This window comes from Pseudomonas sp. WC1 (assembly GCF_050586565.1).
GTDB lineage: Bacteria > Pseudomonadota > Gammaproteobacteria > Pseudomonadales > Pseudomonadaceae > Aquipseudomonas.
The window spans coordinates 33,391-54,132 of sequence record NZ_JBOBDQ010000003.1; the positions used below are offsets into that span (position 1 = coordinate 33,391).

General features: G+C 64.8%; 18 protein-coding genes. 16 read left to right on the forward strand and 2 right to left on the reverse strand.

Annotated features, from left to right (window positions below):
• Positions 1-18: 18 nt before the first annotated feature.
• The 14 genes from hscA (at position 19) to ACQ4OD_RS01885 (ending at position 13,875) form a co-directional block, all read left to right on the forward strand.
• Positions 19-1,881, forward strand: coding sequence for a Fe-S protein assembly chaperone HscA (gene hscA, locus ACQ4OD_RS01820; RefSeq protein WP_430943796.1), 1,863 nt, complete (start codon positions 19-21; stop codon positions 1,879-1,881).
• A 3-nt stretch (positions 1,882-1,884) separates the two neighbouring features.
• Positions 1,885-2,226: an ISC system 2Fe-2S type ferredoxin gene (gene fdx / locus ACQ4OD_RS01825; RefSeq protein WP_046854253.1), complete on the forward strand. Its 342-nt coding sequence runs from the start codon at positions 1,885-1,887 to the stop codon at positions 2,224-2,226.
• Positions 2,227-2,236: 10 nt separating this feature from the next.
• Positions 2,237-2,437 carry a Fe-S cluster assembly protein IscX gene (gene iscX, locus ACQ4OD_RS01830; RefSeq protein ID WP_102682076.1) on the forward strand — a complete coding sequence of 67 codons (201 nt, stop codon included), beginning with the start codon at positions 2,237-2,239 and terminating at the stop codon, positions 2,435-2,437.
• Positions 2,438-2,526: 89 nt separating this feature from the next.
• Positions 2,527-2,952: a nucleoside-diphosphate kinase gene (ndk, locus tag ACQ4OD_RS01835; protein ID WP_023630072.1), complete on the forward strand. Its 426-nt coding sequence runs from the start codon at positions 2,527-2,529 to the stop codon at positions 2,950-2,952.
• Positions 2,953-2,980: 28 nt separating this feature from the next.
• Positions 2,981-4,123, forward strand: a complete 1,143-nt coding sequence (rlmN, locus tag ACQ4OD_RS01840) for a 23S rRNA (adenine(2503)-C(2))-methyltransferase RlmN (RefSeq protein ID WP_102682075.1) — start codon at positions 2,981-2,983, stop codon at positions 4,121-4,123.
• A gap of 14 nt (positions 4,124-4,137) precedes the next feature.
• Positions 4,138-4,899: a type IV pilus biogenesis/stability protein PilW gene (pilW, locus tag ACQ4OD_RS01845; protein WP_430943797.1), complete on the forward strand. Its 762-nt coding sequence runs from the start codon at positions 4,138-4,140 to the stop codon at positions 4,897-4,899.
• Positions 4,896-5,915 carry a RodZ domain-containing protein gene (locus ACQ4OD_RS01850; protein ID WP_430943798.1) on the forward strand — a complete coding sequence of 340 codons (1,020 nt, stop codon included), beginning with the start codon at positions 4,896-4,898 and terminating at the stop codon, positions 5,913-5,915. The genes pilW and ACQ4OD_RS01850 overlap by 4 nt, the downstream gene beginning before the upstream one ends.
• Positions 5,916-5,918: 3 nt before the next feature.
• Positions 5,919-7,028 (forward strand): flavodoxin-dependent (E)-4-hydroxy-3-methylbut-2-enyl-diphosphate synthase, encoded by a 1,110-nt coding sequence (gene ispG / locus ACQ4OD_RS01855; protein WP_023630055.1) that lies wholly within the window; start codon positions 5,919-5,921, stop codon positions 7,026-7,028.
• A gap of 24 nt (positions 7,029-7,052) precedes the next feature.
• Positions 7,053-8,342, forward strand: coding sequence for a histidine--tRNA ligase (gene hisS / locus ACQ4OD_RS01860; RefSeq protein ID WP_102682072.1), 1,290 nt, complete (start codon positions 7,053-7,055; stop codon positions 8,340-8,342).
• A gap of 38 nt (positions 8,343-8,380) precedes the next feature.
• The gene (locus ACQ4OD_RS01865) at positions 8,381-9,022 is read left to right on the forward strand and encodes a tetratricopeptide repeat protein (RefSeq protein ID WP_038706767.1); all 642 of its coding nucleotides are present in this window, start codon (positions 8,381-8,383) and stop codon (positions 9,020-9,022) included.
• Positions 8,997-10,166, forward strand: a complete 1,170-nt coding sequence (bamB, locus tag ACQ4OD_RS01870) for an outer membrane protein assembly factor BamB (protein ID WP_094011722.1) — start codon at positions 8,997-8,999, stop codon at positions 10,164-10,166. The genes ACQ4OD_RS01865 and bamB overlap by 26 nt, the downstream gene beginning before the upstream one ends.
• A gap of 117 nt (positions 10,167-10,283) precedes the next feature.
• A complete protein-coding gene (der, locus tag ACQ4OD_RS01875) occupies positions 10,284-11,747 on the forward strand; it encodes a ribosome biogenesis GTPase Der (RefSeq protein ID WP_102682071.1) in 1,464 nt (487 codons plus the stop codon).
• A 200-nt stretch (positions 11,748-11,947) separates the two neighbouring features.
• Positions 11,948-13,096 carry a pyridoxal phosphate-dependent aminotransferase gene (locus tag ACQ4OD_RS01880; protein WP_430943799.1) on the forward strand — a complete coding sequence of 383 codons (1,149 nt, stop codon included), beginning with the start codon at positions 11,948-11,950 and terminating at the stop codon, positions 13,094-13,096.
• Positions 13,084-13,875 carry an amidohydrolase gene (locus ACQ4OD_RS01885; protein ID WP_102682069.1) on the forward strand — a complete coding sequence of 264 codons (792 nt, stop codon included), beginning with the start codon at positions 13,084-13,086 and terminating at the stop codon, positions 13,873-13,875. Before ACQ4OD_RS01880 ends, ACQ4OD_RS01885 begins: the two co-directional genes overlap by 13 nt.
• A 143-nt stretch (positions 13,876-14,018) precedes the next feature.
• Here the strand turns inward: ACQ4OD_RS01885 and ACQ4OD_RS01890 are convergent, their stop codons facing one another.
• Positions 14,019-16,574, reverse strand: a complete 2,556-nt coding sequence (locus ACQ4OD_RS01890; RefSeq protein WP_430943800.1) for a PepSY domain-containing protein — start codon at positions 16,572-16,574, stop codon at positions 14,019-14,021.
• 102 nt (positions 16,575-16,676) lie between these two features.
• Positions 16,677-18,956 carry a TonB-dependent receptor gene (locus tag ACQ4OD_RS01895; RefSeq protein WP_139668992.1) on the reverse strand — a complete coding sequence of 760 codons (2,280 nt, stop codon included), beginning with the start codon at positions 18,954-18,956 and terminating at the stop codon, positions 16,677-16,679.
• A gap of 220 nt (positions 18,957-19,176) precedes the next feature.
• Between ACQ4OD_RS01895 and ACQ4OD_RS01900 the strand changes: the two genes are divergently transcribed.
• Positions 19,177-19,857: a Fe2+-dependent dioxygenase gene (locus ACQ4OD_RS01900; RefSeq protein WP_046854262.1), complete on the forward strand. Its 681-nt coding sequence runs from the start codon at positions 19,177-19,179 to the stop codon at positions 19,855-19,857.
• A 3-nt stretch (positions 19,858-19,860) separates the two neighbouring features.
• Positions 19,861-20,610 carry a tetratricopeptide repeat protein gene (locus ACQ4OD_RS01905; protein ID WP_430943801.1) on the forward strand — a complete coding sequence of 250 codons (750 nt, stop codon included), beginning with the start codon at positions 19,861-19,863 and terminating at the stop codon, positions 20,608-20,610.
• Positions 20,611-20,742: the final 132 nt, after the last annotated feature.

Below are 20,742 nucleotides of genomic sequence, written 5' to 3' on the forward strand. Positions count from 1 at the left end.
TAAGGTACTCAGATAAGCATGGCCCTACTGCAGATCGCCGAACCCGGTCAGAGCCCTCAACCGCACCAGCGCCGCCTGGCGGTGGGCATCGACCTGGGCACCACCAATTCTCTCGTCGCCGCCGTGCGCAGCGGGCGCAGCGAGCCGTTGCCCGATGACCAGGGCCAGGTGATCCTGCCCTCGGCCGTGCGTTATCTCGAAGGCCGCAATGAAGTGGGCCAGGCTGCCCGCGATGCCGCCTCCAGCGACCCATTGAACACCATCCTGTCGGTCAAGCGCCTGATGGGGCGCGGCTTGGCCGACGTCAAGCAGCTGGGCGAGCAACTGCCGTACCGTTTCGTCGGTGGCGAGTCGCACATGCCATTCATCGACACCGTCCAGGGCCCGAAGAGCCCGGTGGAAGTGTCGGCCGATATCCTCAAGGTGTTGCGCCAGCGCGCCGAAGAAACCCTCGGCGGCGAGCTGGTGGGTGCGGTGATCACCGTGCCGGCATACTTCGACGATGCCCAGCGCCAGGCGACCAAGGATGCCGCCAAGCTGGCCGGCCTCAACGTCCTGCGCCTGCTCAACGAGCCCACTGCGGCGGCCGTGGCCTATGGCCTGGACCAGAATGCCGAAGGCCTGGTGGCGATCTACGACCTGGGCGGCGGTACCTTCGATATTTCCATCCTGCGCCTGACCGGCGGTGTCTTCGAGGTGCTGGCCACCGGTGGCGATACCGCCCTGGGCGGCGATGATTTCGACCACGCCATCGCCGGCTGGATCATCGAGCAGGCGGGACTCTCCTCCGACCTCGACCCGGCCACCCAACGCCAGCTGCTGCAGGCTGCCTGCGCGGCCAAGGAAGCCCTGACCGACGCCGATGTGGTCGGTGTCAGCCACGGCGCCTGGCAGGGCGAGCTGAGCCGGGTGGCTTTCGACGCCATGATCGAGCCATTGGTCGCCCGCAGCCTCAAGGCCTGCCGTCGTGCCGTGCGTGACAGCGGCGTCGAGCTCGAAGAAGTCGGCGCGGTGGTCATGGTCGGCGGTTCGACTCGCGTGCCACGTGTGCGCGAGGCGGTCGGCGCACTGTTTGGCCGTACCCCGCTGACCTCGATCGACCCGGACCAGGTGGTGGCCATTGGTGCCGCGATCCAAGCTGATACCCTGGCTGGCAACCGTCGCGAAGGCGGCGAGCTGTTGCTGCTGGACGTCATTCCGCTGTCGCTCGGCCTCGAGACCATGGGCGGGCTGATGGAGAAGGTGATCCCGCGCAATACCACCATCCCGGTGGCCCGCGCCCAGGAGTTCACCACCTACAAGGATGGCCAGTCGGCCATGATGATCCACGTGCTGCAGGGTGAGCGCGAGCTGATCAGCGATTGCCGCTCGCTGGCACGCTTCGAGCTGCGCGGCATCCCGGCGATGGTGGCCGGTGCGGCGAAGATCCGTGTGACCTTCCAGGTCGACGCCGACGGCCTGCTCAGCGTCGCGGCCCGCGAGCTGGGTTCGGGCGTGGAGTCGAGCATTCAGGTCAAGCCATCGTATGGCCTGACCGACGGCGAGATCGCCCGCATGCTCAAGGACTCGTTCGAGCATGCCGGCTCCGACAAGCACGCGCGCCAACTGCGCGAGCATCAGGTCGACGCCGAGCGCCTGCTCGAAGCGGTGCAGGGCGCCCTGGACGCCGATGGCGAACGCTTGCTCAGCAGCGACGAGCGCGAAGCGATCGAATTCCAGATGCAGGAACTACGTGATTTGCTGAACGGCACCGATGGCGCTGCCATCGAGCAACAGACCAAGCGTCTGTCGCAGGTGACCGATGCATTTGCCGCCCGTCGCCTTGATTCGACGGTCAAAGCCGCACTGGCCGGGCGCAACCTGAATGAGATCGAGGAGTAATCGATGCCGCTGGTGACATTCCTGCCGCATGAGAAGTTCTGCCCCGAAGGGCTGACTGTGGAAGTGCCGTCCGGGACCAATATCCTGGAACTGGCCCACGACCATCACATCGAGATGGAAAGCGCCTGCGGCGGCGTCAAGGCCTGCACCACCTGCCATTGCATCATCCGCAAGGGCTTCGACTCCCTTGAGGAGGCCGATGAGCTGGAGGAAGACATGCTGGACAAGGCCTGGGGCCTGGAGGCGCAGTCGCGCCTGGGTTGCCAGGTGGTCGTCGGCGATGAGGACCTCACCATCGAGATCCCGAAATACTCGCTCAACCACGCTGCAGAAGCGCCGCACTGAGGTTTTGTACATGAGTCTGAAATGGGTTGATGTACTTGAGATCGCTATCCAGCTTGCGGAAAGCAAGCCTGAGGTCGATCCTCATTACGTGAATTTCGTCGATCTGCGCGCCTGGGTGATGGCGCTGCCTGAATTCGATGACGATCCGTCGCGTTGCGGTGAGAAGGTTCTCGAGGCCATCCAGGCGGCCTGGATCGAAGAAGCCGACTGAGCGCACGCTGCAGGTTAGGCAATCCCCTGGAACCCGCGTATAATTCGCGGGTTTAATTTTTCGCAACACTCAATATTCTGGAGTTTTCCATGGCTGTTCAACGTACTTTCTCCATCATCAAGCCTGACGCCGTTGCCAAGAACGTCATCGGCGAGATCACCACTCGCTTCGAGAAAGCCGGCCTGCGCGTCGTCGCTTCGAAAATGAAGCAGCTGTCCAAAGCCGAAGCCGAAGGCTTCTACGCTGAGCACAAAGAGCGCGGCTTCTTCGGTGACCTGGTTGCCTTCATGACTTCGGGCCCTGTTGTTGTGCAGGTTCTGGAAGGCGAAAACGCCATTCTGGCCAACCGTGAGCTGATGGGCGCCACCAACCCTAAAGAAGCTGCTGCCGGCACCATCCGTGCTGACTTCGCCGAGTCGATCGACGCCAACGCTGTTCACGGTTCGGACTCCGAAGCCGCTGCCGCTCGCGAAATCGCTTACTTCTTCGCTGCTACCGAGGTAACCACTCGCTAAGCGAAGGCTTACGAGTGAGGGTGAATCCATGACGACATCGACTGACAAGATCAACCTGCTGGGGCTTACCCTGGCGGAAATGGAACAGTTCTTCGACTCAATCGGGGAGAAGCGCTTCCGTGCCGGTCAGGTGATGAAATGGATTCACCACTTTGGCGTCGATGATTTCGCCGCCATGACGAACGTCGGCAAGGTCTTGCGCGAAAAGCTCGAGGCCGTTGCCGAGATTCGGGGCCCGGAAGTGGTCAGCGAAGACATTTCCGCCGACGGCACCCGCAAGTGGGTGATCCGCGTTGCCTCCGGCAGCTGCGTCGAGACCGTCTACATCCCCACCGACGATCGCGGCACGCTGTGCGTGTCGTCGCAAGCCGGCTGCGCCCTGGACTGCAGTTTCTGCTCCACCGGCAAGCAAGGCTTCAACAGCAACCTCACCGCCGCCGAAGTGATCGGTCAGGTGTGGCTTGCGAACAAATCCTTCGGGACCGTCCCGGCCAAGATCGACCGCGCGATTACCAACGTGGTCATGATGGGCATGGGCGAGCCCTTGCTGAATTTCGATAATGTCATCGCCGCCATGAAGATCATGATGGAAGATCTGGGCTATGGCATTTCCAAGCGGCGCGTCACCCTGTCCACCTCGGGCGTGGTGCCGATGATCGACGAGCTGGCCAAGCACATCGATGTCTCCCTGGCCCTGTCGCTGCACGCGCCGAATGATGAGCTGCGCAACAAGCTGGTGCCGATCAACAAGAAGTACCCGCTGAAGATGCTGCTGGAGTCGTGCATGGGCTATATGTCCACCCTCGGCGGCAAGCGCGTGCTCACCATCGAGTACACCCTGCTCAAGGACGTCAACGACCAGCCCGAGCACGCCGCGCAGATGATCGAACTGCTGCGCGATGTGCCGTGCAAGATCAACCTGATCCCGTTCAACCCGTTCCCGCATTCCGGCTATGAGCGGCCGAGCAACAATGCCATCCGCCGCTTCCAGGACCTGTTGCACCACGGCGGCTTCAACGTGACCACGCGCACTACCCGCGGTGACGACATCGACGCCGCGTGCGGTCAGCTGGTGGGCCAGGTCAACGACCGCACTCGCCGCAGCGAGCGCTACATCGCGGTGCGCCAGTTGGCCGCCGACGAGCCGCAAGACAGCGCCGCGCGCCCCTGACGAGCATCTGCCCCATGAGCCTGCGCATCGCGCTGTCGATCCTGACGCTTTCGCTGCTGGCCGGCTGCGTGTCCGGAGACGCGGGCGACCCCCTGGCCAACCGCCAGGGGCGCGAGGCGGCGGGGCAGGCCTATGTACAGTTGGGCTTGGGTTATTTGCAACAAGGTTTGACCGAACGCGCCAAGGCCCCTCTGGCCAAGGCCTTGGCCCTCGACGCCCGCGACGCCGATGCCCATGCCGCGCTCGCCCTGGTGTTCCAGGCCGAGGATGAGCCCGCCCTGGTCGGCGAACATTTCGACAAAGCCCTGGCCATCCGCCCGGATGACTCGCGAATCCGTAACAACTACGGCAGTTTCCTATATGCTCAGGGCCGTTTCGACGAAGCCCACGCGATGTTCCTCCAGGCCGCCGCCGATACCCTGTATCCTGAGCGTTCGCGCGTCTACGAGAACCTCGGGCTCACCGCCTTGAAGCGAGGGCAGGGCGATCAGGCCCGCGAATACCTGGAAAAGGCCCTTCGGCTGAATCAGCGGCAACCGAAGGCTTTGCTCGAAATGGCTGAGTTGTCCTACGAAAACAGGCATTATGTGCCGGCCCGGAATTACTACGATCGATTCAGCCAGCTGAGCGACCAGAATGCCCGCAGCTTGCTGCTGGGCCATCGCCTGGCACTTGCCCTTGACGAGCAGGGCACCGCGGCCCGCTTGGGCCAGCAATTACAACGACTTTATCCCGGTACGCCGGAATATCAGCAATACCTGTCGGAGCAACGATGAAAGCCGCGCACACTGAAGTAGCAGCAGCGACTCGCCAGAACCCCGGTGACGTCTTGCGCCAGGCCCGCGAAAAACGCGAATGGAGCCAGGCCGAGGTCGCTCGCAAGCTCAACCTCACGGTATCTTCGCTGAACAACCTGGAAAACGGCGCCTTCGACAAGCTGCCCGGGCATACCTTCGCCCGTGGCTACATCCGCGCCTACGCCAAGCTGATGGACATGGACCAGGCGCCCCTGGTCGAGGCCTTCGACCAGATCACCGGGACCCATGCCAAAGGCAGTGAGGTGCACGCGCTCGGCCGTATCGAAGAGCCGGTGCGCCTGTCGCACAACATCCTGCGCGTGGTCAGCCTGTTGCTGCTGGTCGCCGTGGTCGGCGGCGGTTTCTTCTGGTGGCAGGACCAGAGCAACCTGCGCGGCAAGGACCTGGCCAAGATCGCCCTGGAGCACGTCGAGGTCGAGAGCGCCGACGGCACCACGCAGATTCACCCGCTGGACGAGCCGGAAGACCAGGCCGTGAGCGAGGGCCAGCAGGCCGAAGGCCAGGCCCTGCCGCTGGAACCGAACAGCGCCGAGCAGACACCGGTCGCCGAGGCCCAGGCGCCAGTCGCCTCCGTGGCACCTGCAACGCCAGCCACCAGCGCCGCGCCGACTGCCGCCGCGCCTGCCGTGGTCACCCCCGCCGCGCCTGCCGCCGCCGCGCCAACCACAGCCGTCGCGGCCACCGCTGCGGTCGCACCGGCTGCGCCCGCTGAAGCCACGCCGGCCCCGGCCGGCAGCGCCAAGGTTCATATCCAATTCACCGCCGATTGCTGGACCCAGGTCACCGACGGCAACGGCAAGGTGCTGTTCAGCGCCATCAAGCGCAAGGGCGACAGCCTGGAACTGACCGGCAAGCCACCGTTCGCGGTGCGCCTGGGCTTCGCCCGTGGCGCCCAGGTGAGCTACAACGGCCAGGCGGTCGATGTCGCCCCGTTCACCAGTGGCGAAACCGCTCGCCTGAAGTTGGGACAGTAAGTCATGCACGGCGAATCTCCGATCAAACGTCGCGAATCCCGCAAGATCTGGGTCGGCAATGTGCCGGTGGGTGGTGATGCGCCCATCGCGGTGCAGAGCATGACCAACACCGACACCAACGATGTCGCCGCCACCGTGGCGCAGATCCAGCGCCTGGTCGATGCCGGCGTGGATATCGTCCGTGTCTCGGTACCGGACATGGACGCCGCCGAGGCATTCGGCAAAATCAAGAAACTGGTCAGCGTGCCATTGGTCGCCGACATCCATTTCGACTACAAGATCGCTCTGCGCGTGGCCGAACTGGGCGTCGACTGCCTGCGCATCAACCCGGGCAATATCGGCCGTGAAGACCGTGTGCGCGCCGTGGTCGATGCCGCCCGCGACCGTGGCATCCCGATCCGCATCGGCGTCAACGCAGGCTCCCTGGAAAAGGACCTGCAGAAGAAGTACGGCGAGCCGACCCCGGCGGCGCTGGTCGAGTCGGCCCTGCGCCATGTCGAGCACCTTGACCGCCTGGATTTCCAGGACTTCAAGGTCAGCGTCAAGGCCTCCGACGTGTTCATGGCCGTCGAAGCCTACCGCCTGCTGGCCAGGCAGATCATCCAGCCGCTGCACTTAGGCATCACCGAAGCCGGCGGCCTGCGCTCGGGGACGGTGAAATCCGCCGTCGGCCTAGGTATGCTGCTGGCCGAAGGCATCGGTGACACCATCCGCATTTCCCTGGCGGCCGATCCGGTCGAGGAAGTGAAGGTCGGCTACGACATCCTCAAGTCGCTGCACCTGCGTTCCCGTGGCATCAACTTCATCGCCTGCCCGAGCTGCTCGCGGCAGAACTTCGATGTGGTCAAGACCATGAACGAACTGGAAGGGCGCCTGGAGGACCTGCTGGTGCCGCTGGACGTGGCGGTGATCGGTTGCGTGGTCAACGGCCCGGGCGAGGCCAAGGAGTCGCACGTGGGCCTGACCGGCGGCACGCCGAACCTGGTGTATATCGACGGCAAGCCATCGCAGAAGCTGAACAACGACAACCTGGTCGACGAGCTGGAAAAGCTCATCCGCCAGAAAGCGGCCGAGAAGGCCGAGGCCGACGCGGCGCTGATCGCCCGCGGCTGATACACAGATTCGTAAGGACTATTCGTGAGCAAATCGCTGCAAGCCATCCGTGGCATGAACGACATCCTGCCCGACCAGTCGCCGCTGTGGCGCTACTTCGAGGGCACCGTGGCCGGCTTGCTGGACAGCTACGGCTACAGCCAGATCCGCACGCCGATCGTCGAGTTCACCGAGCTGTTCAAGCGCTCGATCGGTGAAGTCACCGATATCGTCGAGAAGGAGATGTACACCTTCGAGGACCGCAACGGCGACTCGCTCACCCTGCGCCCCGAAGGTACCGCCGCCTGCGTGCGTGCCGTGCTCGAACACGGCATTACCGGCAACGGCCAGGTGCAGAAGCTCTGGTACATCGGCCAGATGTTCCGCCACGAGCGGCCGCAGAAGGGCCGCTACCGCCAGTTCCACCAGATCGGCGTGGAGGTGTTCAACCTCGACGGCCCGGACGTCGACGCCGAACTCATCATGCTGACGTGGCGCCTGTGGGGCTTGCTGGGTATCCAGGATGCGGTCGAACTGCAGCTCAACAGCCTGGGCACCAGCGCAGCCCGCGCGCGTTACCGCGATGCGCTGGTCGAGTACCTGTCGGCCCGCCTCGAACAACTGGACGAAGACAGCCAGCGCCGCCTGAAGAGCAACCCGCTGCGCATCCTCGACAGCAAGGACCAGAACACCCAGGCGGTACTGGTTGGCGCACCGAAGCTCGAAGACTACCTGGACGAAGAGTCCCGCGTGCACTTCGAGGGCCTGAAGGCCCGCCTGGACGCCGCCGGCATTCCGTTCGTGATCAACACCAAGCTGGTCCGCGGCCTGGACTACTACAGCAAGACCGTGTTCGAGTGGGTCACCGACAAGCTCGGCGCCCAGGGCACCGTCTGCGCCGGTGGCCGTTATGACGGCCTGGTCGAGCAGATGGGCGGCAAGCCCACCCCGGGCGTCGGTTTTGCCATGGGCATCGAGCGTCTGATCCTGCTGCTGGAGACCCTGGGCAAGGTGCCCGAGTCGATCAGCCGTACCATCGACGTCTACCTGTGCGCCTTTGGCGAACAGGCGGAGTTGGCCGGCCTGCGCCTGAGCGAAAGCCTGCGCGACCTCCAGCCGAACCTGCGCCTGGCGGTCAATGCCGGTGGCGGCAGCTTCAAGAGCCAGTTCAAGAAGGCCGACAAGAGCGGCGCGCTGTTCGCCCTGATCCTCGGCGACGACGAGCTGGCCAAGCAAGAGATTGGCGTGAAGCCCCTGCGCGGCCAGGGCGAACAACAGAACATTGCCTGGGATGCGCTTGCTGCGCACCTGGAAACCGCGATCGCCCAGGCGTGACGCGGTCCGACAACGAATAGGCGAATAGGAGTATTGGGGTGTCGAGTACCGATGATGAAGGCCTGGCAGCGGCCAAGGACTGGTGGAACCGCAACGGCAAGCCACTGCTGACCGGCGCCCTGCTGGCCGGTGTGGTGGTGATGGGCTGGCAGACCTGGCACAAGTACCAGGCCAACCAGTCGCAAGGCGCTTCGGCGCTGTATCAGGCCCTGCTGGAAACTTCGCTGACGCCAGATGGCAAGCCTGACGCGAGCAAGGTGGCGGAGCTTTCCGGCAAGCTCAAGAGCGAGTTCGGCGGCACCGCCTACGCCCAGTACGGCAGCCTGTTCGTCGCCAAGGTGGCGGTCGAGAGCGGCAAGCTGGACGACGCGGCGAGCGAACTCAAAAGCGTGATGGACAAGCCGGCCGACGCCACCCTGAGCGAGATTTCGCGCCAGCGCCTGGCCCGCGTGCTCGCGGCCCAGGACAAGGCCGAGGACGCCCTCAAGCTGCTCGATGGCGACACCGACAAGGCCTTCCTGGCCAGCCGTGAAGAACTCAAGGGCGACCTGCTGGTGCAACTGGGCCGCGCCGACGACGCGCACGGCGCCTACGAAAAAGCCAAGGCCGCGCTGTCCGACGACGCCGCGATCGGTGGCCTGCAACTGAAGCTGGATGACCTGGCCAAAGGGGACGCCTGAAGTGAAGGGTTGGAAACAAGCAGCAGTGCTCACCCTCGCCGTCCTGGCGGCGGGTTGCAGCAGCAACAGCAAGAAGGAACTGCCCCCGGCCGAGCTGACCAAGTTCACCGAGGAAGTGGTGCTGAAGAAGCAGTGGAGCCGTTCGATCGGTGACGGCCAGGGTGAGACCTACAACACCCTGGTGCCAGCCATCGAGAACGACCGCATCTACGCTTCCGATGTCAACGGCGAGGTCTTCGCGCTGAACCGCATCACCGGTGACGTGGTGTGGAAGAAGGACCTCGAGCTGCCGGTTTCCGGCGCCGTGGGCGTGGGCTATGGCCTGGTCATGCTGGGTACCCTCAAGGGCGAGGTCATTGCCCTGGACTCCAGCACCGGCGAGGAGCGCTGGCGCTCCCGCGTCTCCAGTGAAGTGCTGGCTCCGCCCGCCAACAATGGCGACGTGGTGGTGGTGCAGACCCAGGACGACCGCCTGGTCGGCTTCGACGCCGCCACGGGCGACCGTCGCTGGATCTACGAGAACAGCCCGGCCGTGCTGACCCTGCGCGGTACCGGCGCGCCGGTGGTGACCAACCGCCTGGCCGTTGCCGGCCTCTCAACCGGCAAGGTGGTGGCGGTCGACATCAGCAACGGCGTGCCAGTGTGGGAAAGCCGCGTGGCCGTTCCGCAGGGCCGTTCCGAGCTGGACCGCGTGGTGGACATCGACGGCGGCCTGCTGCTGTCCGGTGGCACCCTGTACGTCAGCACCTACCAGGGCCGCGTCGCCGGCCTGGACCTGGAAAGCGGCCGCGTGCTGTGGCAACGCGATGCTTCCAGCTACGTGGGTGTCGCCCAGGGCTTCGGCAACGTCTACGTGAGCGAAGCGTCGGGCACCGTGCAGAGCGTCGATGAGCGTTCCTCCAGCTCGCTGTGGAGCAACGACTCCATGGCCCGTCGTCAGTTGTCGGCGCCGGAAGTGTTCTCCAGCTATGTGGCTGTCGGTGACTTCGAAGGTTACCTGCACCTGCTCAGCCAGGTCGATGGCCGCTTCGTCGGCCGTGAGCGTATCGACAGCGATGGCCTGCGCGCCCGCCCACTCGTGGTCGGCGACACCATCTACGTCTTTGGCAACAGCGGCAAGCTCGAGGCACTGACCATCCGCTGAAGCTATGCTTGAGCCCGTTCGCGGGCTCAGGTTGCGGCGTAGGAAACGCCGCCCGAACTCCGGCCGCTGCCTTGCAGCGGCCTTTGCATTTTCAAGAATTCAAGAGTGGAGAGCCGCATGGTTCCCGTAATCGCCCTGGTGGGCCGCCCCAACGTCGGCAAATCCACCATGTTCAACCGCCTGACCAAGACCCGCGATGCCATCGTCGGTGACCTGTCGGGCCTGACCCGTGACCGCCAGTATGGTGATGCCAGCTGGCAGGGTCGCTCGTTCATCCTGATCGACACCGGTGGTATCACCGGCGACGAAGTAGGCATGGACGAGAAGATGGCCGAGCAGTCGCTGATGGCCATCGAGGAAGCCGACTACGTCTTGTTCCTGGTCGACGCCCGTGCCGGCATGACCGCCGCCGACCAGATGATCGCCGACCACCTGCGCAAGCGGAACAAGTCGGCTGTGCTGGTGGCGAACAAGATCGACAACATCGACCCCGACATCGCCCGCGCCGAGTTCTCGCCGCTGGGCATGGGCAACGCCATCCCGGTGGCCGGCTCCCAGGGCCGTGGTATCAACGCCCTGATGGAGTCGGTGCTCGGCCACATTCCGCGTGACGCCGAAGAAGAAGCCCTCGACCAGGACGTCGCCGAAGGCGAAGAGGCCGTGCGCATTCCCGGCCCGAGCGAAAAGGACGGTATCAAGATTGCCATCATCGGCCGCCCGAACGTGGGCAAGTCGACGCTGGTCAACCGCATGCTTGGTGAAGAGCGTGTGGTGGTGTACGACGAACCTGGCACCACCCGCGACAGTATCTACATCCCGTTCGAGCGCGATGGCGAGAAGTACACCTTCATCGACACCGCCGGCGTGCGCAAGCGCGGCAAGATCCACGAGGAAGTCGAAAAGTTCTCGGTGGTGAAGACCCTGCAGGCGATCAAGGACGCCAACGTGGTGATCTTCGTCATGGACGCTCGCGAAGGCGTGGTCGACCACGACCTCAACCTGCTGGGCTTTGCCCTCGACGCTGGCCGGGCGATCGTCATCGCACTGAACAAGTGGGACGGCATGGAGCCGGGCGAGCGCGACTATGTGAAAACCGAGCTTGAGCGCCGGCTGTTCTTCGTAGACTTCTGCGACATCCACTTCATCTCCGCCTTGCACGGCACCGGCGTTGGCCACCTGTACAAGTCGGTGCAGGCCGCGTTCAAGTCGGCGGTTACCCGCTGGCCGACCAGCCGCCTGACGCAGATCCTCGAAGACGCCATCAGCGAGCACCAACCGCCGCTGGTCAACGGCCGCCGCATCAAGCTGCGCTATGCCCACCTTGGTGGCGCCAACCCGCCGCTGATCGTGATCCACGGCAACCAGACCGAGAAGGTGCCCAAGTCCTACTCGCGTTACCTGGAGAACACCTACCGCCGCGTGCTCAAGCTGGTCGGCACGCCGATCCGCATCGAGTACAAGGGCGGTGAGAACCCGTACGAGGGCAACAAGAACACCCTCACCGATCGCCAGGTCAACAAGAAGCGCCGCCTGATGTCGCACCACAAGAAGGCCGAGAAGAAGCGCCGCGACAAGCGCTGATTCCGTGCTGGCTTCATCGCCGGCAGGCCGGCTCCCACAGCGTATGCACAAGCCACAATACCTGTGGGAGCCGGCTTGCCGGCGATAGGGCCCTTTGATCCACCGCAATCCCCCTATTGTTTCAACCTTTTTCCTGACCGCTCGTTCCGCTATGCTCGGATCCACCCCCGTGCCGGACAAACCCCAGGAAAGAGGGCTCCATGATCCGCAGCAAACTGCCGAACGTCGGCACGACCATCTTTACCACCATGTCGCAACTGGCCATGCAGACCGGTGCGCTCAACCTGTCCCAGGGCTTCCCTGACTTCAACGGCCCCCCGGCCTTGCTCGATGCCGTTGGCCGCCATGTGGCAGCCGGGCATAACCAGTATTCGCCGATGACCGGCCTGCCAGCCCTGCGCCAGCAGGTTGCAGCCAAGATCGCCCGGCTGTATGGCGTGGCAGTGGATGCCGACCAGGAAGTGACCATCACCCCGGGCGCCACAGAGGCGATCTTCTGCGCGATCCAGGCGGTGATCCATCCCGGTGACGAGGTGATCGTCTTCGACCCCAGCTACGACAGCTACGAGCCGTCGGTGGAGCTGGCCGGTGGCCGCTGCGTGCATGTGCCTCTGCGCGACGGCAGCTTCAGCATCGACTGGCAGAAGTTCAGCGACGCCCTGAGCCCGCGCACGCGCATGGTCATCCTCAATTCGCCGCACAACCCAAGCGGCGCCTTGATCAGCCGCGACGACCTGGAGCAGTTGGCTGCGTTGATCGGCGACCACGATATCTACCTGGTCAGCGACGAAGTCTACGAGCACCTGATTTACGACGGCGTGCGCCACGCCAGCGTGCTGGCCCACGCGCAGCTGTACAGCAAAGCCTTCGTCATCAGCTCGTTTGGCAAGACCTATCACGTCACCGGCTGGAAAACCGGCTACGTGGTCGCGCCACCGGCGCTCAGCGCCGAATTGCGCAAGGTGCACCAGTACGTAAACTTCTGTGGCGTCACGCCCTTGCAGTGCGCCCTGGCCGACTTCATGGCCGAGCACCCTGAGCATATCGACGAACTGCCGGGCTTCTACCAGGCCAAGCGCGACCTGTTCTGCGACCTGCTGCAAGGCTCGCGCTTCAGCTTCACCCGTACCCCAGGCACCTATTTCCAACTGGTGGACTACTCGCAGATCCGCCCCGACCTGAACGACGTCGACATGGCTCTGTGGCTGACCCAGGAGCATGGCGTGGCCAGCATTCCGGTGTCGGTGTTCTACCAGCAACCCATCCCCGAGCAACGCCTGGTACGCCTGTGCTTTGCCAAACGCGAGGAGACGCTGCGCCAGGCAGCGGAAAGACTATGCGCGATCTGAGCCAACTGCCGAACCTTAAAATCGCCTTGGTGCAGACCACCCTGGCCTGGCACGACCGCGAGGCGAACTACGCGCACTTCGAGGAGCTGATCACCCAGGCCGGCGAGGTGGACCTGGTGGTCCTGCCGGAAATGTTCACCACCGGCTTTTCGATGGAGTCCGAAAGCCTGGCCGAGCCGGAAAACGGTCCTACCTACAAATGGCTCAAGGCCCAGGCGAAGAAAGCCAACGCCGTGATCACTGGCAGCGTGATCATCCAGGCCGCCGACGGCAGCCATCGCAACCGGTTGCTGTGGGCGCGGCCCGATGGCGAGATCCTGCATTACGACAAGCGCCACCTGTTCCGCATGGCCGGCGAGCACAAGCACTACACCCCGGGCGAGCGCCAGGTGCAGTTCGAGCTCAAGGGCTGGCGGATTCGCCCGCTGATCTGCTACGACCTGCGTTTCCCGGTGTGGAGCCGCGATGCGCAGGACACCGACCTGCTGCTGTACACCGCCAACTGGCCAGCGGCGCGGCGCTTGCACTGGAACCGGCTGCTGCCGGCACGGGGCATCGAGAACCTGTGCTTCGTGGCAGCGGTGAACCGGATCGGCACCGATGGCAAGGGCTTCGCCTACTCCGGCGACAGCCAGGTGCTGGACTTCCAGGGTGAGAGCCTGCTCAGCGCGGGCGAGGCCGACGGGGTATTTACCGTGGTGCTGCGGGCGGCTGAGCTGGCCGCGTATCGGGCGCGGTTCCCGGCCAACATGGATGCCGATACCTTCGAATTGCATTGATTGCTGCGCGGGCCTCATCGCTGGCAAGTCGCGGCGGCGAACCGCAGCTCCCACAGGGACGGCGCTTGGCTTGAGGGCGGCGCGGTCGGAGTGGGAGCCGGCTTGCCGGCGATGAGGTCGGCATTGCTGACCTGACTGTCTGATCAGTACACATCCCGGCGATAGCGCCCATCCTCGATCAGCCGCTGCACCCGCTCCTCGCCCAGAATTCCCTGCAGCGCCGCATCCACCCCGGCCGCCATCCCTTGCAAACTGCCGCAGACGTACACACAGGCGCCGTCATCGACCCAGCGCTTGAACTCGGCGGCCTGCTGCAACAGCACATCCTGCACGTAGATCTTCTGCGCCTGGTCCCGCGAGAAAGCCAGGTTCAGCCGTTGCAGGTCGCCGCTTGCCACCCAGCCTTGCAGTTCCTCACCGCACAGCAGATCGTGCGCCCGGTTGCGCTCACCGAACAGCAGCCAGTTGCGCTGCTCTCCCGCCGCGATGCGCGCCTTGAGCAGGCTGCGCAGGCCAGCCAGGCCGGTGCCGTTACCGATCAGCACCAGAGGGGCCGATCCGCCGGGCAGGTGGAAGCCGCTGTTGCGACGCAGGCGTGCGCTGACGCTGCCATCGAGTGGCAGATACTCGGTCAGCCAACCGGAACCCAGGCCCAGGCTGCCATCGGCGTGGCGCTCCTGGCGCACGACCAGCTCCAGCACGCCGTCGCTGGCGATGGATGCAATCGAGTATTCGCGAGCGGTCAGCGGGATCAGGGCATCGATCAGCGCCTGGGCATGCAGGCCGACCAGGTGTTCGCGGCCGACCGGCAGTTGGCGGCTGGCCAGGGCCTGCGCCAGGCTTTCCTGCAGGCCGTCGAGCTGCACCGGGCAGCGAGGATCGAGGCCCAGGCCTGCCAGGAAGGCATCGACACGGGGCTGGCCATTGCGCGGCAGGATCTCGATCAGGTCGCCTGCTTCCCAGGTCGCAGGCATTTGCGCCTGCAGTCCCAGCAGGTAGACCGGCGCGCCCTCGCTACCTGGGTTGAGCAGTTCACGGCGCAGCAGACGCCAGTTGCCGAAGCTCGGCGGCTGCCAGGCGGCGATCGGTCGGGCGCCGGTCAGTTGCGTCAGTTCCTGTTGCCACAGTTGAAGCGCGGTGGGGTCGGCATTGTCCACTTCCACCGGGCTGAAGGCGCAGGTGGCGCCACGCTCGCCAAGCCAGGCCTGGAGGCGGCGGGCGAAGCCGCAAAAGTGCGGATACTGGCGGTCACCCAGGGCCAGCAGGGCGTAGTCCAGATGCTCGAGTGCCCAAGGTTGGCCGAGTACCTTGCGCTCGAAGCCGCGGGCGCTGTCCGGGGCTTCGCCGTCGCCGAAGGTGCTGACCACGAACAGGGCACGGCTGGCCTGGCGCAATTGGGCTTCGCCCAGCTCGGCCAGCGGGCGTACCTGCACCGGCAAGCCGGCGGCTTGCAACTGGCCGGCGCTCTGCCAGGCCAGTTGTTCGGCGAAACCGCTCTGGCTGGCGAAGCCGATCAGCCAGCTGTCGCCAGCGTTGCCCCGGTCCGCCACTGCGCCACGGGCGGCGCGTACCTGGCGTTTCTTGCGCCGACGGTCGAGGTACAGCAGCCAGCCGGTGACGAAGAACAGTGGCATGGTCAGGCTGGCGAGGGTGACGATGATGCGCCCCGGCAGACCGAAGTACTCGCCGACGTGCAGGGCATAGACGCTTTGCAGCAGTTGCGCCTTGAACGACTTGTCGGCATAGCGTTCGTGACGCTTGACCTGGCCGCTGGCCGGGTCGAGGGTCAGGGTGTTGAAGGCCCGCTCGTGCTCGGCGCCTTGCAGCAGGTAGAACAGCGTCGCGGGCTGGCCGCCGGCCGGCGGCAGGCGCAGGTTGTAGGTGGCCAGGTCCGGGCCTGCGGCTGTCTTGAGGTTGGCCCAGATGGCGTCATAGTCCACCACCCGTGGCGGGGCGTTCTTGTCCACTTTGGGCGGACCATGACGACCGCCACGGCCTTCGCCGCGTTTCTGCTCGCCCGCCGCGGGCTGGTCGGCCAGCAGGCGGTTGAGGCCTTCGCGGTACCACTCGTAGGACCAGAACAGCCCGGTCAGGGCGAACAGCAGGTAGAACAGCAGGCACCAGGTGCCGAACACCGCATGCAGGTCCCAGTTGAAGGCACGGCCTTTCCTGGCCCAGTCGAGGGTCAGCCAGGTCCGCCAGTTCAGGGCCTTGCGCGGCCAGCGCAGGTACAGCCCCGAGAGGCAGAAGAAGATCAGCATCAGGGTGCAGGCGCCGGTGATCTGCCGGCCAGTGTCGCCCATGGCCAGGAACCGGTGCAGGTTGAGCATGAGGTTGAAGAAGCCAAGGCCTGCGACTTCACCCTTGAGCTCGCCGGTGTACGGATCGGCGTAGCGCAGCGCGCCGCGCCGCTCGCCGGGGGCCGGGGTGAAGAAGATCCGCGCCGCGTTGCCGTCGCGGGTATCGACCCAGAGCATGGAGACCTGGTCGCCTTGCGCGGCCTCGACCCGGCGCACCAGCTCGGCCGGCGGCAACACGCCTTCCTGGCGTACCTCGACCTTGAGCACCTCGGCGTTGAACGCGCGCAGCAGTTCTTCCTGGAACGACCAGATTGCGCCGGTGATGCCCATCAGCGCCAGCACCAGGCCGGCGCTGATGCCAAAGAACCAGTGCAATTGGAACAGCGTCTTCTTCACCACATCGATCACCTTGTCTTGCCGCCAGCAACTGCGCGGCGTGCATTATGCCTTGATACGCAAAAGCCCCGTTCAATCGATTGAACGGGGCCTGGGGTGCGGCTTTTAGAAGTGGACGCTGGTGGTCAGCAATGCCGTGCGTCCCGCCGCCTGGTTGGCGAAGTGGGTGGAGTAGGCCTTGTCGTAGTAGACCTCGTTGGTGAGGTTCTGCACGTTCAACTGCAGGTCGATGTTCTTGGTCAGCTTGTAGGCCGCCATGGCGTCGTAGCGCACGTAGCTGTCGACCATGGTGGTGTTGGCCACGCTGCCGTACACGTCGTCTACATAGAAGGCGCCGCCACCGACCGTCAACTTCGGCGTCAGCTGGTAGGTGGTCCACAGGCTGGCGCTGTTGTTCGGCGTGTTGGGCAGCTGGTTGCCGTCGTTCGCCTTGCCCAGCGGGCCACCGTCGATCTGGCGGGCCTGCATGTAGGTGTAGCCGGCGAACACCTGCCACTTGTCGGTCAGCTTGCCGCTGGCCGACAGCTCGATGCCTTGCACACGGGTTTCACCGACGTTCTCGTAGGTGTTGGTGTTGACCTGCACCCGGGCGTTTTCCTTCTCGGTGCGGAACAGCGCCGCTGCCAGGGACAGGCGCTGGTCGAGCAGGTCCCACTTGGTGCCGATTTCGTAGTTGGTGGTTTCTTCCGGCTCCATGTCACTGTTGAGCAGGTTGCCGGAGCGGTCGGTGGTGTTGCCCAGCGGGTTGCCTTCGGTGCCCTCGCCGAGCATGGCGCCAGGCGGTGTGGCTGAGGTGGCGTAGGACACATAGATGCTGCCGTTGTCGGCCGGCTTCCACACCAGGCCCAGCTGGCCGGTGATGAATTCGCTGGTGTCCTGGCCCTTGGCGGGTACGCCTTTGGTGCTCACTGCGGTACTGCCGTCGGCATTGTAGCCACGGTAGTCGGTGTCGAAGTGGTCATAGCGCAGGCCCATGTTGAGCAGCCACTGCGGGGTCAGCTCCAGGGTGTCGAACACATAGAGTGCGCGGGTCTTGCTGCTGGTCTTGGTGCCGGCGTAGTTGCGCGCGACGGTGCCGACCCAGGCATCGTCCGGGTTCGGGTTGTCCAGCGAGGTGCAGCTGCCGCCGCTGCCCGGCCCGGTGCAGGTGAGCTTGCTGTTGGGGGTGACGGTGTAGCTCTGGCGGTCGGACTCTTCCTTGGTGAACTCGACGCCGGTGGAGAAGCTGTTCTTCAGGCCGCCCAGGTAGAATTCGCCGAACAGGTCGGTCTGGTTGGTGGTGGTGGCGGTGTTGCCCACACGGGTGTTGGCGCGACGCCAGACGCCGTTGTTGTTGACGTTGCCGGCACTGTCGTCGGGCTGGGTCAGCACGTAGTCCTGCATGCTGTTGCCGTGGCGCAGGGTGTTCTTGAGGGTCAGCGTGTCGGACAGGTCGTGCTCGATGGCGAAGGTCGCGATATCGACACGGGTCTTGCGGAAGTCGCGGCCGGTCAGGCCGTAGAAGTTGTCGCTGTCGCCGCCGTCCACCGGTTTGTCCGGATGGGCAGAGGTACGGGCTCCGCTGCCTGCCAATGGCACGCTGTAGGGGATGCCGGAGTCCGGCAGGTCGTCGCTTTCCAGGTGGTAGTAGTCGAGGTTGACGCGGGTCGGCGTGCCCAGGCCGAACGCCAGCGACGGGGCGATGCCCCAGCGGTCGTAGTTGACCTTGTCGCGGCCGGCGACGTTACTCTCGTGGGTCATCAGGTTCAGGCGCCCGGCGACGCTGTCGCTGAACTGGTAGTTGCCATCGAAGGTGTAACGCTGGGTCTGGTCGCTGCCCCAGGTCCAGGCGCCGTCCAGCGAGTTGCCCAGGTGCGCGCGCTTGCTCACCAGGTTGATGGTGCCGCCGGCCGCACCGCGACCACCAATTGCCGAGTTCGGTCCCTTGGCCACTTCGACAGACTCGATGGCGAAGATTTCGCGGGTCTGGGCGCCGGTGTCACGCACGCCGTCCAGGTAGGTGTCGCCCTGGGCGTCGAAGCCACGGATGAATGGGCGATCGCCTTGCGGGTTGCCGCCTTCGCCGGCACCGAAGGTGATCCCGGGTACCGTGCGCAGGGCGTCCTGCAGGGACATGGCGTTGGTGTCCTTGATCACCTGCTGGGGAATCACCGTGATCGAGCGCGGCGTGTCCACCAATGGCGCGGTGTACTTCTGCGACGAGGCCTTGTCGACCTTGTACTCGGTGCTTGCCTGTTCGGCCTTGCCATTGACGCTGGTGGCGTCGAGGGTGATGGCGTTGCTGGCGGCCGGGTCGGCGGCATAGGCCGAGGTGGCGGTGATCGCCATGCCGATGGCGGAGGCGAGCAGACGTGGTGAACTCACAGCAGATGGCACGTGACGCATTGTTGTAGACCTTCCCCAAGGTATGAAGGCCGCGGATGTTAATGTAAGCGAATGTAAGGAACAATTGAGAAGCGTTACCATTCGCCAGGAATTTACATTCTTTACAATTTTGCCTTACGGTTTTTACGGTCTCATCCGTCGCGCTCTGGAGAAAGGGGCTTGTGGTAGGTAAAAGGTAATCAATATCATTGACGCCCCTTTCGCTCTCGGTGCCGTCGCCATGCTGCTTCACATCCCAGGCCTGTTCGAGGCCGACGAAATCCTGCGCATTCGCGAAGCCCTGGAGCAGGCCGACTGGGCCGACGGCAAAATCACCGCCGGATACCAGTCGGCCAAGGCCAAGCACAACCTGCAGTTGCCCGAGGGGCATGCGCTGGCCAAGGAAATCGGCAGTGCGTTGATCGAGCGGCTGTGGCGCAACCCGTTGTTCATGTCCGCGGCGCTGCCGCACAAGGTGTTCCCGCCACTGATCAACTGCTATCGCGAGGGCGGCAGTTTCGATTTCCATATTGACAATGCCCTGCGCCAGCCCAAGGGCAGCCCGGAGCGCGTGCGTACCGACCTGTCCTCGACGCTGTTTCTCAGCGACCCGGACAGCTATGACGGCGGCGAGCTGGTGATCCAGGACACCTATGGCGTGCGGCAGGTCAAGCTGGCCGCCGGCGACCTGGTGCTGTACCCCGGCACCAGCCTGCACAAGGTCAACCCGGTCACCCGCGGGGCGCGCTATGCGGCGTTCTTCTGGACCCAGAGCCTGGTGCGCGAGGACAGCCAGCGCACCTTGCTGTTCGAGATGGACAATGCCATCCGTCAGCTCGGCGCCGATGTGCCGGAGCACCCGTCGCTGCTGCAACTGACGGGCACCTACCACAACCTGCTGCGCCGCTGGGCCGAGGTCTGAGCCGTGTCTTATCAATTGCGTCGTGAGGAAGTGGTGGATGTGGCCGGGCTGAAGGCGATGCTCGAGCACAGCCCGGGACAGGCCGCGCAGGCGATCCTGACGGCGGCGGGGCAAGGGGCGGTCGAGGCGCAGCTGTTGCTTGGGCAGATCCTGCTCGATGGGCGCGGTATCGAAGAGGATGCCAATGTGGCCCGGCGTTGGTTCTCGATTGCTGCCCAAGGTGGCAGCGCCATGGCCCACAACATGCTTGGCCGTTGCCTGGAGCACGGCTGGGGTGGCGAGGTGGATCTCGCCCAGGCGGCCATTCACTATGCCCGGGCGGCCGACGCCGGGCTGGACTGGGGGATGTACAACCTGGCCAATCTGCTGGCCACCGGTCGTGGGGTGGCGGCCAACCAGTCCCAGGCGTTGATGTGCTACGAGAAAGCCGCGCAGCTGGGGCATGCCAAGTCGATGAACCTGTATGGGCGGTATCTGGAGCAGGGCATTGCCACCGCCGCGAGCCCGGTGCGGGCCATGCGCTGGTATCGCCGTTCAGCCGAGGCGGGGGATTTCCGCGGGATGTTCAGCCTGGCGCTGGTGCTGGTCGAGCGGGGGCAGATAGCCGAGGCCGGGCCCTGGCTGGACCGGGCCAGGGTCGAAGGCAACCTGAATTTCCTGCGCAGTGCGCTGGTGACGTTGCAGGGGGCGGGGCCAGCATTGATGGCCTTTGCGGCGCGTTATGCCGAGGAGATCGAACGGCGGGAAGACTGAGCCTGATCGTGCGGGCCTCTGCGCGAGACCGCTGCCACGAGCAAGTAGGGGCCGCCTTGCGGCCCATCGCCGGCAAGCCGGCTCCCACAGGTTCAGCGCAGGTCTCAGAACTGCGCGATCCCTGTGGGAGCC